Below are 16,045 nucleotides of genomic sequence, written 5' to 3' on the forward strand. Positions count from 1 at the left end.
TCGGGCACCTATACAAGCCTTGACAAGCCGGAAACAATGCCAGAACCCCTCGATAACAGCCGTTTTTGCGTCCGCTTTTTGCAAGGGAATCAAAGCATTTCCAGGGCAGACGTCCCATTCTCGGGGCGCAAAGGCGATTCGACACAGTCCTCCTTGAGCAGGGTTCCTTTTGATTAATTTATTCAAACAATTTTTCAGGGGGCTTACATACTAAAAACGAAATTCAACCCAATTAGTATGTAAAAATGGGGGCAAAATTGCCCGAAAAGTGCAGTTTGGGAGCTTTTCAGGAAAAAAAAATGCCAATTTTGCAATTTTGAAGGTCAAAATCGTGAAAATTTACATACTAATCGGCCTTTTTCAAGTGTTTAGTATGTAAGGCGGTCGCGCAAAGGGGCGTAACAAGCGCCAAAGGAGCATACCGGACACGCAAAAAGAAATTCCGGCACCAAAGGGCCGGGGGCCGGGAAAACAAAACTAATCAAGATTGCCCCTATCGCCTCCTGCGGGCACTCGAGCGACCGCAACTTACGGGCACTCCGAATCACATAGACGAAAAATGCGATTCGGTCCGCAACATGCTCTACGGACTAGAACAGCGCGCCGTAAAGCGTCACGTCGTCGATGTAGAATTCGGTGCCGTCCTGCACGAAGATGTGGAACTGCTTGACATAACCCTTGATGGTGCTCCAGGTAGTGAAGCAGCTTTCGTCGGTGGCGCTACCTACGCACAGTTCCGCCGGGTTCACGCTGATGCGCGTCCAGTCCTTCGAGAGCTTTATCCACTCGGTGGCTGCCTTCAGGTTCTTGGACGGATCGATGTAGTTTTCCAGCGAAAGGCGGATATTTCCGTCGCCCTTTGCATAGAATACGACAGAATCGATGGCGGCAAGATTCATGTAATGCACAAAGGACGTTCCCACAAGCGCCCAGGCGTAGTCATCGTTGGCCAGCTTATATTTCGCGTGGAACAAGTTGGACTTGCGGATAGAATCGTACTCGACGCCATCTTTCGCATACACTGCAGGCGTAATGGTCGTTCCCTTCTTCAGGGAGTCGGTATTCACATACCAGCCGCTTGCACCGTCTTCAAAATCCTGGAGCACCTTTACGGGGCTCAAGAACTCGGTACTGTTCGGTTCGGCAAAGGCATTCCATTCGGCATAAAGGCCATTGGCGGAATCCGCCGTCACAAAGTAGATGCCGAGTTCATCGTTCGCAGGAACATTCGGAAGCACGTAGGCGCCCACGTTATTCGTCTTGACCAACAAATCGAGGCCATAGACGCCCACCCACACCGCGGTATCCACCGAACGAAGCGTTACCTTGCTCGAAATCGAGGCGGTTGCCGAAAGGCGGACCGTATCGAGGCCGGCGAGTTCCTTGGCGCTATACACCTTGGAGAAAGCAAATCCATCCTTTACGACTGTCAAACGGAAGTCGCCCTTGGCAGGCCATTCCATATCGAAACGCCCCTGCTTATCGGCACGGAGGTCGGATTCAACCATCGCATTCTGAACAACATAATTGTCAACCGTCGCACCGGCGGCGCGGAGTGCCACCGTCGCATAGGCCGCAGGAGAGCCATCTCCCATGAGCGCCAACACTTGCGGGAGCGGCGTGGCGGTATCCTTTTGCGCCGTATCCCTGGACGAGGTATCGCCAGGAATCACGCTACGGTAATCCTTCATCAGCGATTCACGCGGAGTCACGTAGACCGACTGCGATCCCAGATTCTGGGCGAAATTTTCACTTGCGAAGTAGAGCACGAGGGAATCGTTCGCCGGCAACGCCGGCAGCGCGAACCAGCCCGCCGCATCGGTCTTCACCAGCACATCGGTTCCGACAATGCCGACCCAGACAGAGGAATCGCCCTCGGGAATGTCGACAACGCCCGCCATCACGGCAGTCGCAGAAAGGTTCACCGTATCGGGAGCCGTAGATTCACCCACCACGGCAAATTCACCACGGGACAGTTCCTTGGAGTAAGCCACGCCGTCATGCAGCACCGTCAGGCGATACTTGCCCCCGGCAGGGATTTCCACCTTGAAGTTACCCTTTTCGTCGGCATAGGAATCGGCCACCACCAGCGCGTTCTCTTCGACAGGCTGTTCGGCCCTGAAGTCCACCTTGCGGAGCGCCACCGTCGCATACGACGCGGGCTTGCCGTCGACAAGCGCGATTCCGTTCGTGGTAATGCTACCCGGACCGCCAGCGACATCATTGCTATTGTTACAGGCCACCAACCCCGCTAACGCGAGCGAGAGCAAAGGCAAAAGAGCGAGGGATATTCTCATTTTCCTTTCTCCTTCAGAGGTTTGGTGAACGCCAGCGGAAACATCTGGATGTTCAACTGGAACACAGTATCGTCATCCGTCCCTTCTTGGGATAAACGTAGTAAATCTTCACGGAAAGCGTTAATCTTTTCGCGCAAGAGCTGGATATCGTCCATACAAAAGGTCATGGTGACCGTGCTGATATCCCTGAGGAACGGCTGATGCCTGTCGAGGGATTCATCGGCAAGGCGGATCGTCTCGTGCTGGAAGGCGCGCACGGCCTGGGAGCGCCAGTTTCCGCCGGTAGACACGAAGGTGTCGTTCACCTTCCAGTATCCGTCGCGGTCCGTCGAAATCATGTTGAGGTCGGCCAGCAGCTTTACCGCGTCGCGGGCCTCCTTCTCGGTAATGTTCGGGGTGCAGCTTTCGGCGAGCCCCTGGTAATCATCCTTGAACTTGCAGATGCCTATCACGGAACGGATGGCGTTGTAGTACCAGTGACGGTAGAACTCGAGTTCCTTCTTCTGCAGCAACTTGAGCGAGACGCCCTTGAGAGCCTGCATGCGCTCGTAGTGCTGGAGCGCGTCGGCATCGGTCTTGGCTCGGCCGAAATACACCATCTCGGCCCAATAGTCGGCTTCCTTGCCTTCGAGTTCGAAGAAGTCAGCAGCGGGCTGTATCAGACTCAGGGGCAAGTGGATCTTGCCCTGAGAAACGCGAAGGAGGTTGCCCGGATCGGCACCCATCTTCATGGCCATGTAACGCCACGAAATGACAGTCTTGCGCTGCTTAAAATCCTCAAAAGCATCCCTCAACCACTCGCGATAGTCCGTGTATTCAAAAATCTTCTTCATACCAATAAAGATAAATCCTTGATACTCTAAATACTATGCAACGGCCCTAATCTCCGTTGTCGAACTTTACAACGATTTCGAGGTCGGCATCGCAGGTGGCCGACCACCTGCATTCCGGGGCATCCGCCATCGACAAATCCGCGCAAATTCCGCTAAAATCAAGGATTTCCGTTTTTTTCGCGTTACGGGAAACGGCGACCTCGTAGTTCAGTTCGCCCGCCTGGGAGGCCTGCACCGGGGCTTCGCCCATCAAGCGCCCCGTGAGCAAGATCACACAGTTGTCCTTGCGGGGCATCTGCGACTCGTCTTCGCCCTCGGCCAGGTTCCAGTGTATCTGGACCGGCTTGAAGTCTACTTCAGGCTCCTTCTTGGCGCAGCCCGCGAGCAAAAAAACGATTAACAAGAAAAAGGCAATCGTGAATCGGATTGCCACATTCTCAATAAGATTTTTCATGATTTAAATTCCGAATTCTGAATTCCGAACTTACCTGGTATGGCGGAAGGTCGCGCTCGTCACGCGGTTACGCCCGTTTTCCTTGGAGGCATACAGGGCCTTGTCGGCGCGTTCGAACAGGCGCTTCGGGTCTTCGCCGACAATCATCTCGGCGATACCGAAGGAGCAGGTAATCTTCTGCTGCTTGATCAGCTGCGTGTTCTCAATCGCCATGCGGAGCTTTTCGGCAAGGAACTGGGCATTCTGGATCGGCGTATCGCCACAGAGGATCACGAATTCTTCGCCGCCCCAACGCACAAGCGCATCGGTATTGCGGATCTTGCTCTGGATAAGCTTGGCGAGGTTCACCAGGACTTCGTCGCCCACCATGTGACCGTAAGTATCGTTCACGTGCTTGAAGTGGTCGATATCCAGGATTACGAAGGACACGGGGCTGTCGTTCTTTTGCAGATTTTCCTGTTCGCGCATGAGCACGCTGCTGAAACCGGCACGGTTCAGGCAGCCTGTCAGCGGGTCTTCCTTGCTGGACTTTTCGTATTCGCTCTTCTCGATCTCGAGGGCGCGCAGGTTCTTTTCAAGCTCTTCGCGTTTCTTATTGTTGGCCGCGCGTTCGCGACTGTAGTCAAAGAAGCGGATCACAAGGATAACAAAGAAGGTAATGAACCAGAGGGCGACCAGCGCCGTCGCAAGTTCTTCCTTCTCGATTTTCTTGCCCTTGAAGCAGAGGCCCTTGATTTCGAGCGTCCCGTACCCGAGCGGAGCATTCGTGCCCGTTTGGATCTCGATCAGGGGGATGTTCGAGAGGTCAACCCTCGCCTTGTGAACGTTGATTTCGTTCTCGGCGACCCACCAGCCCGCTACGCGAAATTCCTGCGGCACGAAAACGGCCGGGTAGGTTTCTTCGAGCGGGAAAAATTCGATTTCGTTGAACTTGAGCGAGGTTTCGTCCCCCGGACGGGAGAACGTGCTGTCATAACCGCGCATGTAGAGACGGACCGTTCCTTCGCCACGGGGCTTCACCCACACGAAAATACTGTCGAAACGGGAAAGGTCCCTGCCGCGCGTCTTGCCGTCGCCCAGGAAAATCTTCACGCCCACATACGGGTAGGCATAGCCTTCCTTGAGTTCATAGTCCAAGATAATGGAGGAATCGGTACGGGAAAGTTTCACGGCCGAGGCGCCGCCGTCCGCAGAGTCCGTTTCCGCCATCAAATAAGGATAGTCGTGCAGGTACAGAGGCTCAATTACATCAAGCCCATTCTGATACGCGAAAAGCGCGATGACCGTCACGGCCAAAAGCACGAAAATCAGGATATTCATCCTGAACAGCACATAAATCTTTTCAAATATCCTAGACATAGACGAAATCCAGCGTAAATCTAGTTTTAAATATATAAAAAACAAAAAAAGGCAACTGCTTTTTCATGAAACAGAGTGCCTCTTTGCAGGTTTACGTGATAAAGTCCCCGTTTTCGGGGATAACTAGCGAGAAAGCCAGCGGCCCAGACGCCCGACCAGCGAACGGATCGCCTTCGCCATGTCTTCGTGGGAATGGATATCCGGATGTCCGAGCAGAGCCACGTTGGCCGTCTGGAGCGTCATGAATTCCAGATCGCGCTTGCCTGCGGCCACTTCGGCGTCGTAAATGGACTTTACCGTAGGAGTCAAGTCGTCGTTGGGCCATACCTTGGTAGACAACAGCAGGAACTTTACGCCCGGATGAGCCTTGCGGAGCTTTTCAAGCAACCCCACATAGGCCTTCTTGAAGGCGCCCTTGTCGGCGTAGGGCGGGTTTCCCTGAAAATCGTTGATCCCGATAAAGATAACGATAACCTGGGGATGGAACGAATCGAAATCATAACGCAGCGACGCATCGGCCTGGCCATTCGCAAGGTCCCCCGGAGCCTCGCCCGGGACCGTATACTCGTAAAGTCGCGGCACAGGCCACTCGGGCACGATGTTGTCGTAGTTACGCACGAGACCGCGACCGCTAAAGGCGTTCACCTGGAAATCGGCCTTGAAACCGTCGGCAATCAAGAAGGCGTAACTCCTGGACGCATTCGTCTTCTCGAACACCAGCGATTCGTCTTCACCGTTCTGGCCTTCGTTTCCGAAGCCGACCGTAAACGAGTCACCGATAAATTCGATGCGTCGATTGCTCTGCTTGGGCGGAGCGGCAAACTTGCCCGCCTTGTCGGTAGAGACCTTGTAAAGGCGCACGCCACCGGGATTGCTCTCGCTAATCTTGATCAGACGGTAACGATGCACAGAGCCGTCCCCCGAAGCCTTTACTTTGTTTACAGAACGAGAATTTGTCGTAAGTACCGCAATCTGCTTGCCGTCTTCGTCTATGCGGAAGCGCGCCTCGCCTTCCAGCTCGAATTCCAGCGAATTGGCCTGTGCATTGAACTGCACCATGGCTGCAGGGGCACTCGTGCGGCTGAACTCCTTGCCGTGTTCCCAGCGACCGCTAAACAACAAATTTTCGGAAAACTTGTCCACAGAGACCTCCGCTCCAAAAGAAAATACGGACAACAGGGCGATACCTGCCAAAGATGATTTGACCCTATTCAAACAACGCATGGGGGAATAGTAGTAAATTCGAAATTCAGATTTCGGAATTCGGAGTTGATTGTCGCTAGAACGGAACGCAGATGAATTCGGATTTCAGATTTAGCTAAATTGAATGCATGCGTTTCAATCGGCAAATATGTTGGGGACTTTTCCTAGTGGCGGCATACGGGTTGCTGCTCGGAGTTTCCGCCTTTGCCGATAGCGATTCCGCCGCGAAAGAAAAACCCGCCCTCCAGCCCGAACCGGGTTCACCGGGAGACACGCTCACCCGCGAAGACGCCCGCATGGCCCTTCTCGTGTACAAGCTGCTCGACAAGGACGGAAAAATCAAGGGCGCAAACATCAAGCGCGGCAAAGAGCTCTTCTACCAAAACTGCAGACCCTGCCACGGAAGCGACGGAAAGCGTTTCAACTTCGCGCCCTACTACGAACAGCCCGCATTCATAGGACAGCGCGCCCGCGAGGAAATGCCCACCTTCTGGTACCAGATGAACTTCGGCGACAGGGAACGCAGCATGGCCGCCTACATCGACGAGCTGGAGCTGCAGGACCTTATCGACATCGCGGGATTTGCGCAGACGCTCCCGTAGCGGGAGCGCACCGCAGCATTACCTGACTACGGCTGTTTCCCGTTGTAGACCTTGACTTCCTGGATAAACGAAAGTTCAAGCATTTCGGGAGCATCGCTTCCGTAAGGCTGGATCTCGATGAACTGAGGCGACTTCGCGAGCTTGAGCGCATGCACGAAGAAGTTCCGCTCGATTTCCTTGTCGCCACGCTTCGCGGGATTTTTCACCTTCGCACCGATGAGCGCACCGACGGTCTTCGCGTAACGCAGCACCTGCACCAGGTCGAAGTTGCTCAGGCGCTGGTAATTGTTGCCGTACTTCGTAGAATTGAGTGCGGTACGGAGCGATTCGGAATCCACGATTTCCTTGAGTTCGTAGTCGGGAGCCTTCGCCTCGGGCCAGGCCACGGCAAAGTCCTTGCGCCATTCGTCGACAGGAGCCGCCGTACGGTTCTCGCTGTTCCTTTCGACAAAGGGGCAGTAGCCGTAGTTCGTCAGGATTTCGAAGGCGCGCCCTTCGAGTTCGGGCTTCAGTACAAAGCCGTAACCCGGAATGAACTCTTCGGCGCATTCCATGAACTGCGGGAAACGGGAAAGTTCGCCGAGGACTTCCGCACTGTCGATCTTGAGCAGGCGAACGGTCTGCACCTTTGCGCCGTAGTAGGACGAATTCCATTCGGCAAGGGTCGATTCCACGTTCACGGGCGGCTTGATCCAAGCCTTGAAACTTTCGATTTCGGATTCGGCGATTCCGCACTTGAGACCGCGCATATAGCTTTCACGATTCAGCGAGAAACGCAGGTACATTTCGTCATTCTCGACATGGGCGAGGCACGCCAGCATAAAGAGGACTCGCGGTGCCGTGCCCGTAGAGGCGATCAGCTCGAAGTTCGGCAAGCACGAAATGTTCTGCTCGGGAATAGAGGCAATGGACGATTCCAGCCAATCCTTGCCGGACTGGTCCAGCACGACAGAGGCAATCTTGCTGCCTAAAAGCGTGATGCGGACAAAGCCCAGGAGCCACAATTCGCGGAGGGCGCGGGGCAGGAAATCCCACGAGAGCTCGCTTCCCTTTTCTTGCAACCTGAAGCTCGGATCGATCACCCAGAACAGGCGGGAAGCCTCGAAGGCGGACAACGGCTTCTCGAGCATGCGCAACAGGCGAACGCAATGGCTACGGTCGCCGCGGAAACGTTCCTTGAGCCACCAAGAAAGCAGATCCTGGTGCAGGCGGAAGCCGTTCTTGCGGATAAATTCAAGCGCCTTTTCCGACGGAACCAGGCACGATTCCTGCTGTTCCAGCCAGCCATTCCCCGTAAGGAAATTGAATATCAGCGAAAGCTCGTTTTCGGCAGCCTTATCGCAAACCTGCTTCGCCATGACAAAGGAATCCGTGCAAATCTGGTAGCTGCGGCGGTGAAGCACACCGCTGTTGTTCAGCTTGAGGTCACCGAGCATGGCATTCGCAAGCACGATGCAGATATGCCAATCCACCAGGTTCTGGTAGGCAAGGCCGTTCCCCGGAACATTCTGCAACGGTGTCACGGGCAAGTCAAAGCAACCGGTAAAATTCGAAAATCCGTAATAGACCGTCGTATTTCCGACGGCGGTGCGCCACAACAAGTATTCGCGGCACATCGAAAGCAGGAATGTCTGCAGGTCGCGCGCCTTGCTTACCGGGACCGTAAGGCGCAACTCGTTGTAGGTGAGTCCCCTGGACGCGCTGTTGTAAATGAGTTCCATGCAACGATGCTGCCACGGTTCCATCTTTTCGCACAACGCCGCCACGCGGTTCTTGTCGTTATAAAAAGAAAGCGTCTCGTTCTGAATCAAAGCGTTGTTCAACAAGCCCTTATGGCCAAAGGCCTTCGCATGAGCGTTGCGAAGAAGTGGCTTGGACATTCCGTCAAAGAAAGCATTCAAGTCAAACATCAATTCCACCCTTTACTAGGGTGGCCAAATATAGAAAAATTTTCAGGCGCCGCCAGTGCTGCGACGAACACAACGAAACTTTAACGACTAACGCAACGAGGCTTTCACTTCGTCGATCGAGGCGACCACGGTCTGCTTGTTGTTCCAGATTCGCATGAAACTCTTGCCGTAATGCTCCGTCACGATGCGGTTGTCAAGCACCAGCACCTTGCCGGAGTCCTCTTCGGAACGGATCAGACGACCGAGTCCCTGACGCAGTTCCATATAGGCCTCGGGAACAAAGAATTCCTTGAACGCGTTCTTGCCTTCGGCCTTCATCTTGTTCGCGACACCCGCCACCAGCGGATCCACCGGGTTCGGGAACGGGAGCTTCGGAATCACGAGCAACTTCAGTGCATCACCCGGGAAGTCTACGCCTTCCCACAGGCTCTGGCAGCCGAGCAGGCAAGCGCCACGGGACTTGCGGAACATGGCCACCAGACCGTCCAGCGAACCGTCCACATGCTGGCAAAGGAGCAACTTGTTCTTCTCGGCGAACACCGGCGCAAGCGCCGTCTGCGCCTTCATCATCGCCGAAATGCTGGTAAACAGCACCATTGTGTTCTCCTCGACTTCAGGGAGAACCGCCATAAGTGTCTCGTTCAGGGCATCATTATATTCCGGAGCCGAGGGCTTGGGCAGATATTTCGCGACAATGACCGAGCGGCGGGCATCCTTGTTTGCCGATTCGCTATAGACGCGCAGGAAGGGCGTCTTCTTGCCGTCCGGGAAATCCATTCCCATTTTATGGACAAAGTAATCAAGGTCGCCCTGCACCGAGAGCGTCGCCGAGGTAAATGTAGCCGACTTGATCCACGGATAGAACTTTTCTTTCCACGGGGCAGACGCGTCGAGCGGACTGGCGTGCAGCTTGATGGTATGCGGATTGAAGGGATCTTCCATATAGAAGGCCCAATCGTCGCGGCCCGCCTTGACCACGAATTCGAAGTCCTGCAAGAAACGGGAAAGTTCCGTCATGCGGCCGCCCACATCGCTGAGCAGGCCCGACAGTTCCTTTTTGGAGGCCGCGAATGCCGCACTGGCAGAAACCGAGGCGGAAAGGCTTTCGGCAAGCTTGATTGCATTCAGGCCCTGTTCCATGAACGTCGCAGGGTCGGCATCGTATTCGGCCATGATGCCGGAAGCGTAGGTAAAGCCGTTGCGGTTGTTCTTCTGCTTCGCAAGCTTCTTGCCGATTTTCATGAAGAAACGGTGCAGCGCCTTCTCGGTTTCGGTGAGCGATTCCGTAAGGTTCACGCAGCTTGCGTGCAGTTCGGTTTCTTCGGCGGGAATGCGCTTTTCGAGTTCAGCGACAAGACCGTCGCGGTTTTCGACCTCGTGGCCCTTCGAAGGTACGAGCGTCTTGATGACGTTACGGAGCGCAAAGAAGGACACCGTGCGGCCGAACGCATTGCGGCTCACTTGCGGGAGTCGGTGCGCTTCGTCGAACACGATATGTTCGTACAGCGGAAGCAGTGCAAAATCGAGGCCCATGTCGGCCAGGAACAGGGAATGGTTCACCAGCACCAAGTTGGAATTCATCGCGCGTCGCTTGGCGGCAAGGGCCGGGCACTTGTTGTAATGCGGGCACTTTTCGCCGAGGCAGGACTTCGCGGAGCTAGACATCTTGGACCAGAGGACGCGATTGCGGCCCTGGCTGAACGAATTGCACTCGTTCACGTCGCCGGTTTCGGTCGCGTAGACCCACGGCACGATCGCCATAAAGGAATCGCGTTCGTCACTGAGCAGCAGGTTCTGCGGAGCCTTCACGATTTCTTCGAACTTGCGGAGACACAGGTAGTTTTCGCGGCCCTTCAGCACGGCCGCCTTCAGCTTGCCGTCGAACAGGCTTGCCACCAGCGGAATGTCCTTGCTCCAGAGCTGTTCCTGCAGCGCGCGGGTCGCCGTACTGATGACGACGCGTTCGCCCGACACCGCCTTGCAAGCAGCAGAAACCAGATAGGCCAGCGACTTTCCCGAACCCGTCGGAGCTTCCAGAACGCAGAGACCGCCCTTGTGCATGTTGCGTTCCACCACCGAGGCGAAATCCTGCTGGTTGTGGCGCACCTGGAAATTTTCAACCTTCGTCGAAAGGAGCCCACCCTCCTTAAAAAACTCGCTCACGCGGGGGGCGCGCTCCTTGACCGGCGCATTTTCAAGCGGGACATCCGGAAGCTTGAACTGCGGAAGCTCCGAAGCATTCTCCGATTCGCCCCATACAAGCGACCAGTCCGAACCCCTGGCAATTCTTGCGAGAACATCCACGAGCCACGGGTCCGAATTCGCAATCTTGTCGAGCGCCATCACGAAAAGGTGACCGCAGGCTTCGGCATCGGGGAGCGCACGGTGCGCACGGCTGCGTTCAATGCCCAGCTCCTGCACCAAGGTATCGAGGCGGTGGTTCGGCACATCCTGGTAAGCAATGCGCGAAACCGTCAGTGAATCCCACACCGGATGGTTCTCGAACGAGATTCCCACCTTCGCAAAAGTCTGCTTGAGGAACTTGGAATCGAACATCGCATTGTGCGCGACAATCGGCAGGTCACCAATGAACGAATAAATCTTCTGCGCCACGGCCGCAAATGGTTCTGCATTCTCGAGGTCCGCGTTGCTAATTCCCGTAAGCGATTCGATAAAAGGACGCAGCGTCACCGAAGTCGGCTTGACCAAATAGTCAACGGATTCTCCCTGGACGCCATTCTCAAAACGCACCAGGGCCACTTCGATAATTTCGTCCTTCTCAAAATCGAGACCCGTCGTCTCCAAGTCAATCGCCACGAAAGATTTCATTTCCATTTTATTCCTCATTAAACTTTTTGCGGCATTACAGCAAAATCTACAGCGAAGGCACCGCCTTCGTCAATTCATCCAGAACGTTCTCGCCGTTTTTCACCTTGAGCGTATCGCTGATAGCACGCCAGGCGGAACCGTAACGCAGCGGCTCCACGGAGCCCGCATCGGGCAGGTCCTTGCCCTCTTCGGGGTAGTAGTAGTCCATCAGGTAGGCGCCTTCAACCAGGTCGTCAAAGCTGAAACTGCCGTCGCCCTTGCAGTGTTCCATGTAGTACTGATTCGTTTCTGCAGAAAGCAGGCGCACGATCGCCTTCGGGTTCGCCCCCGGAATCTTTCCGCGGAGTTTCGCGAACTTGAGCTTGCTCACCGTCTCGAATTTCTGCAGGCGTTGGTACTTAAGCTCGATTACCGTGTCGCGTTTTCCGTTGCTGTCGGCGGCGGCAAGCGTCGTATCCATGTAACCCATCAGGAAAATCACCGAAATGTCGGTCTGCCAGGGCGCCGTCTTCTCGACCGCGAAACGCACCGGGTCCACCTGCTTCACCTGAACCTGCGTCGTATCCTTGTTGACCGCCACGAAGAAAGTCTGTTCCAGCGAATCTAGCTTCGGCTTGTTGAAATACACAATCAGCGAATCGTCGGGAAACAGCGCCTTCGCCTTGGAATTGCTCCTTACGCCCGAAACCTTGGGCGGGAGCGTATCGGATTCCATCTTCTTCCATTCCCATTCGACCTCGTTGCGGAGCGTATCGAGCGGGCGGAACATCGAATCCTTCGCCGCATTGCAGGCGAACTTGTAAAGCACCTCTCCCTTGGGCGCGGGATCAAAGTAGAACTGCGGTCTGTTGGAACTTACGCTCCGGTAAACGAGCTTCGGATAGAGCACCTTGTTCTCGGGAGATGTCAAGTGGCAATTCGCGGTATCGGTAAACGCGGAATCAAAGTACACGCCACGCGTAAAGTTCGCCTCGAGCACATTCGCAAAGGGCTGCGTCACCGACTCAAGTTCCAGCTTGGTCGTGTCCATGTCGGCCACGGCAAGCCACAGCGTATCGGTCGATTCGGCGGTGAGGTTCAGGTCGCCCGTCCAGAGGCCCACCTGCTCCGTCGAAAGTTCCACCTTCTGGTTACCGTTCCCGTCGACAAAGGCGACCACGCGGTAGTGCCCCGCCTTAAGGCCCGTGAGCGTAAAGTGTCCGGCGCTGTCGGCGCGCGTCACGTACAGCGGAGGTTCCTTTAACAGCAACGGTTCCTTGCTGATTTCCTTGGTGGTCGTGTCACGGTACTTTTCAAGATAATGCCTGGAGTTGCGTTCCTCGCCCAGCAAGAAAAGGCCGATACTCGGGTATTCCTTCTTGCGGGCCATCGCCTGGTTCACGAGCACGCGGCCAGTCACCGTCAGGGAATCGATAATCGCACCCGTCGAGAAAACCACCTGGAAAGGTTTCGCGAGCGCGTTCCCGTGCAAATCCTTGATACCACCCGCAAACGTAATCGTGTAAGTCGTTCCCGTATCGAGCACGGCTCGCGACGAAAGTTCGAGCGTATTCCCGCTCACCTCGAAACGCAGCTTCTTGTCGATCGGCGGAGAAATCGAGACGGCGCTGCGCGGAATAGAGGCGTTAATCCACTCGTCGAATTCGAGCCTCACCAAAAGTTCGTTCGGATGGTTCGTCGTATTCGGAGCAGGATACACCGCCGCCACGCGCGGCGGGAGCTTGTCTTCGGGGCCACCGCCCGGAGCTACCTGTGTCGCACACGACGCAAGAAGCAGCGCGGCAAGCGCCACACCGCAGAACCCTGCAAAAAACGCACCGTATTTCGAACCCAAGAACTTCATCAGTCGATCATGTGGATCATCTTGCCGAGGCGACCCCAGCGAATGCGGAACGGAAGGCGCCACCAGGTAAACGGATTCTTCAGGACGAACGCCTCGTCATCGTTTTCGAACGAGAAATAAATCACGAACGCCTTCGCACGGATGTTACGCAGCGAGACAAATCCCCAGTAGCGGCTATCCGCGGAATTGTCACGGTTGTCGCCCATCATAAAGAACTGCGGCGTCTTCACGACATAGGTTTCGAGCGGCTTGCCACCCAGGAGCAGCCTGCGGCGGATCTCGAACTTCGACTTCGCCGGGGCATCGAGCGTATCGCCCGCGACCCCTTCCACCGTAGCGGCACCGTCTTGCGGGGCATCCACTTCGACCATTTCTACAGTCCCCGCGCTATCTTCTTCGGCCTGGTTCAGCAGGGCGACATTCCCTTCGAGGTCACGCAAGAGCGAGCCTTCGAACGCCATGTAGCTCACCGGGCGCATAAAGCCGCCCTGGATGTTCGGGTCGATCATCGGCAGGTAACCGATGCGCGAAAGTTCCTTGAAATACGCAAAGGACATCACGCCAGAAACCGTATCGCCCTGCGTCAGGCGCTGCTGCAGCACCATGCGGTTCCTGCGGAAAAGTTCATTCAGCGCAAGGCCACGGTCATTCTCCACCGGAATCCTGAAATTTTCGAAATCGTAATTGTTAATCTCGACGCTGTCCTTCCACAGCGAAATTTCAAATTCCACCGATTCGTCCGGATTTTCCTGCGCCACCAGCGAACGCAGCCACCACAGCTTTTCGAGCGGCATATCCGCGACCGTAAACGTATCGCCCACTGACGGCACCACGAACGCATCGCGTTCATCGCGCGGAGAGAACGAACGCGCCGTCGCCGTGTACTTGCCGCGACCGGGCAAAGTATCTTGCAGCACGCCGTTAATGTAAAGGCGCCCCTTATGCACCGCCACCGTATCGCCACTCGTCGCCACGCAGCGCTTGATGTAGTCCTTCGGGCCATCGGCGTAATGAACCAGGTGCGGCTGGCCAGCCTTCGGTTCGTGATCCCAGTAGAGGTTACCGAACATGAGCGCATTGAACAGGTGCGTATAACGCGCCGGATTTCCGTCAGGATACTCGGGCTCGCCCGGGTAGCGGAAAATCACCACGTCGCCCTTGGCCGGGTACGCATAGCCGGGGAACTTCTGGTTGCTGAACGGAATCGGCGAACCGTAGGTAAACTTGAGACCCAGCAAGAAATCGCCCGTATGCAGCGTATCTTCCATCGAGCCGCTCGGAATCTGGAATGCCTGAATCACGTACTGGATGACAATCAAGGCGAGCACCACCGGGACAATGATTTCCCGGAGCAGTCCCTTCAAGAACTTTTTCGCCGAAAACTTTTTTTCTTTATTTTCCATCGGGTATTCAACTATGAATTGCAATTAGAGATTGCGGATTTTCTTGACGAGCGAACGGCTTACCACCAGCTGGGTCGCCGCCTTGTCGCGGAGCACCATCACCATACGGCCCGCATCGCCCTTGCGGCATTCGGCAATATAGTCGATTGCCACGATATGCGAACGGTGCACGCGCGTAAAGTGCCTCGGGTCCAGTTTCTTTTCGAGTTCCACCAGCGGGGTATCGATCACGTACTGACCGTTCACGGTATAGACCGTCGTGTACTTCTCTTCGCTGTGGAAACGAATCACCTCGTCGATGTTCACGAACACGATACGGTCGCCCACCTTCACCTGCAGGCGCTGCAGGTAAAGAACGCTCATGTCGACCAGGTTGCAAAGCTTTTCCCAGCTGAAACCGGGAGGCACCGTAGTATCGTCCACCTGCGGAATCATGCGGCGCAGTTTCTCGATGGCGGTCGCGAGACGTTCCGGATCCACGGGTTTCAGCAAATAGTCCACCGTATTCTCTTCAAACGCCTTGAGCGCAAAATTATCGTAAGCCGTCGTAAAGATGACCAGCGGCATGTCCTCGCCCCGCAAGGAATGCAGCACTTCGAACGCATCCATGTCGGGCATCTGGATATCGAGAAACACGACATCGGGAAGCATCTCGTGAATCATCTTGACTGCCTGCGCACCGGAGCCGGTCTCGCCCAAGATCTCTATCTCGGAAGAGAACGGTTCCAACAGCTGCATCATACGCTTGCGGGCAAGCGGTTCATCATCAATCACTAGGGCTGTGCACTGCATCGCTACTCCTTCGAACTATCAGTCGCCACGGGCTTTTCCGCAGACGAATCAGGTTCCGCCGAATTCCTGACAACAGGCTTGAGCGGAGCCTTGTAAATACGTATAAAATCGGCGTGCAGGCCATCCTTGTCTTCGTAGGGCACGCCTGCAGATGTCATGTAGCGCAAGTTACCGAACTTGATGCGCTTGAAATTCCAATGGAGCTGATTATCGGAAAGTGAAATCTTGATGGAGGAATCCGTCACCACGTACGAGCCCCGGAGCGTATCCGTCACCATGGTGTCGCGCAGGGTCAGCTGGGTCGCAACAACAGAGCTGTCTTCGGAAAGGGTCATACGGACCATGCGGCTCGTACAGTCATCGCACGGCAGGCGCCCCGAATAGAGCCCCGGAACATCCTTCGGAATTTCTACAGGCTGAAGGTCCGGCAACGGCTCCGACTTTTCTTCGGAACAGGCTACGAGCAGGGCTACGGCGCACAGCGAAAACAACAACTTTTTTCCACTCATGCGCCTAATTT

The 16,045-nt window shown here is 55.4% G+C and carries 12 protein-coding genes; 1 reads left to right on the forward strand and 11 read right to left on the reverse strand.

What is annotated here, in order from left to right:
* Positions 1-590: 590 nt before the first annotated feature.
* From Q0P86_RS06295 to Q0P86_RS06315, 5 genes are all read right to left on the reverse strand, one after another.
* Positions 591-2,297 (reverse strand): hypothetical protein, encoded by a 1,707-nt coding sequence (locus Q0P86_RS06295; RefSeq protein ID WP_295038125.1) that lies wholly within the window; start codon positions 2,295-2,297, stop codon positions 591-593.
* Positions 2,294-3,130: a TIGR02147 family protein gene (locus tag Q0P86_RS06300; protein ID WP_290993065.1), complete on the reverse strand. Its 837-nt coding sequence runs from the start codon at positions 3,128-3,130 to the stop codon at positions 2,294-2,296. Before Q0P86_RS06300 ends, Q0P86_RS06295 begins: the two co-directional genes overlap by 4 nt.
* 46 nt (positions 3,131-3,176) lie before the next feature.
* Positions 3,177-3,584 carry a hypothetical protein gene (locus tag Q0P86_RS06305; RefSeq protein ID WP_291024942.1) on the reverse strand — a complete coding sequence of 136 codons (408 nt, stop codon included), beginning with the start codon at positions 3,582-3,584 and terminating at the stop codon, positions 3,177-3,179.
* Between the two features lie 30 nt (positions 3,585-3,614).
* Positions 3,615-4,943: a GGDEF domain-containing protein gene (locus tag Q0P86_RS06310; protein WP_290993070.1), complete on the reverse strand. Its 1,329-nt coding sequence runs from the start codon at positions 4,941-4,943 to the stop codon at positions 3,615-3,617.
* Between the two features lie 123 nt (positions 4,944-5,066).
* Positions 5,067-6,086, reverse strand: coding sequence for a GDSL-type esterase/lipase family protein (locus tag Q0P86_RS06315; protein ID WP_294112567.1), 1,020 nt, complete (start codon positions 6,084-6,086; stop codon positions 5,067-5,069).
* A gap of 188 nt (positions 6,087-6,274) precedes the next feature.
* On the opposite strand from Q0P86_RS06315, the gene Q0P86_RS06320 reads away from it, so the two are divergent.
* On the forward strand, positions 6,275-6,748 hold the full coding sequence (locus Q0P86_RS06320; protein WP_290993075.1) for a c-type cytochrome: 474 nt from the start codon (positions 6,275-6,277) through the stop codon (positions 6,746-6,748).
* Positions 6,749-6,774: 26 nt separating this feature from the next.
* On the opposite strand, the gene Q0P86_RS06325 is transcribed toward Q0P86_RS06320, so the two are convergent.
* From Q0P86_RS06325 to Q0P86_RS06350, 6 genes are all read right to left on the reverse strand, one after another.
* Positions 6,775-8,658 carry a hypothetical protein gene (locus Q0P86_RS06325; RefSeq protein WP_295038128.1) on the reverse strand — a complete coding sequence of 628 codons (1,884 nt, stop codon included), beginning with the start codon at positions 8,656-8,658 and terminating at the stop codon, positions 6,775-6,777.
* Between the two features lie 87 nt (positions 8,659-8,745).
* On the reverse strand, positions 8,746-11,493 hold the full coding sequence (locus tag Q0P86_RS06330) for a helicase C-terminal domain-containing protein (protein WP_295038130.1): 2,748 nt from the start codon (positions 11,491-11,493) through the stop codon (positions 8,746-8,748).
* 40 nt (positions 11,494-11,533) lie between these two features.
* On the reverse strand, positions 11,534-13,330 hold the full coding sequence (locus Q0P86_RS06335) for an Ig-like domain-containing domain (RefSeq protein WP_295038133.1): 1,797 nt from the start codon (positions 13,328-13,330) through the stop codon (positions 11,534-11,536).
* Positions 13,330-14,733, reverse strand: a complete 1,404-nt coding sequence (gene lepB / locus Q0P86_RS06340; protein WP_295038136.1) for a signal peptidase I — start codon at positions 14,731-14,733, stop codon at positions 13,330-13,332. The genes Q0P86_RS06335 and lepB overlap by 1 nt, the downstream gene beginning before the upstream one ends.
* Before the next feature lie 24 nt (positions 14,734-14,757).
* Positions 14,758-15,525 (reverse strand): LytTR family DNA-binding domain-containing protein, encoded by a 768-nt coding sequence (locus Q0P86_RS06345; protein WP_295038138.1) that lies wholly within the window; start codon positions 15,523-15,525, stop codon positions 14,758-14,760.
* A gap of 2 nt (positions 15,526-15,527) precedes the next feature.
* Positions 15,528-16,034 carry a copper resistance protein NlpE N-terminal domain-containing protein gene (locus Q0P86_RS06350; RefSeq protein WP_295038140.1) on the reverse strand — a complete coding sequence of 169 codons (507 nt, stop codon included), beginning with the start codon at positions 16,032-16,034 and terminating at the stop codon, positions 15,528-15,530.
* Positions 16,035-16,045 lie beyond the last annotated feature (11 nt).

The organism is uncultured Fibrobacter sp. (assembly GCF_946062555.1).
Lineage (GTDB): Bacteria > Fibrobacterota > Fibrobacteria > Fibrobacterales > Fibrobacteraceae > Fibrobacter.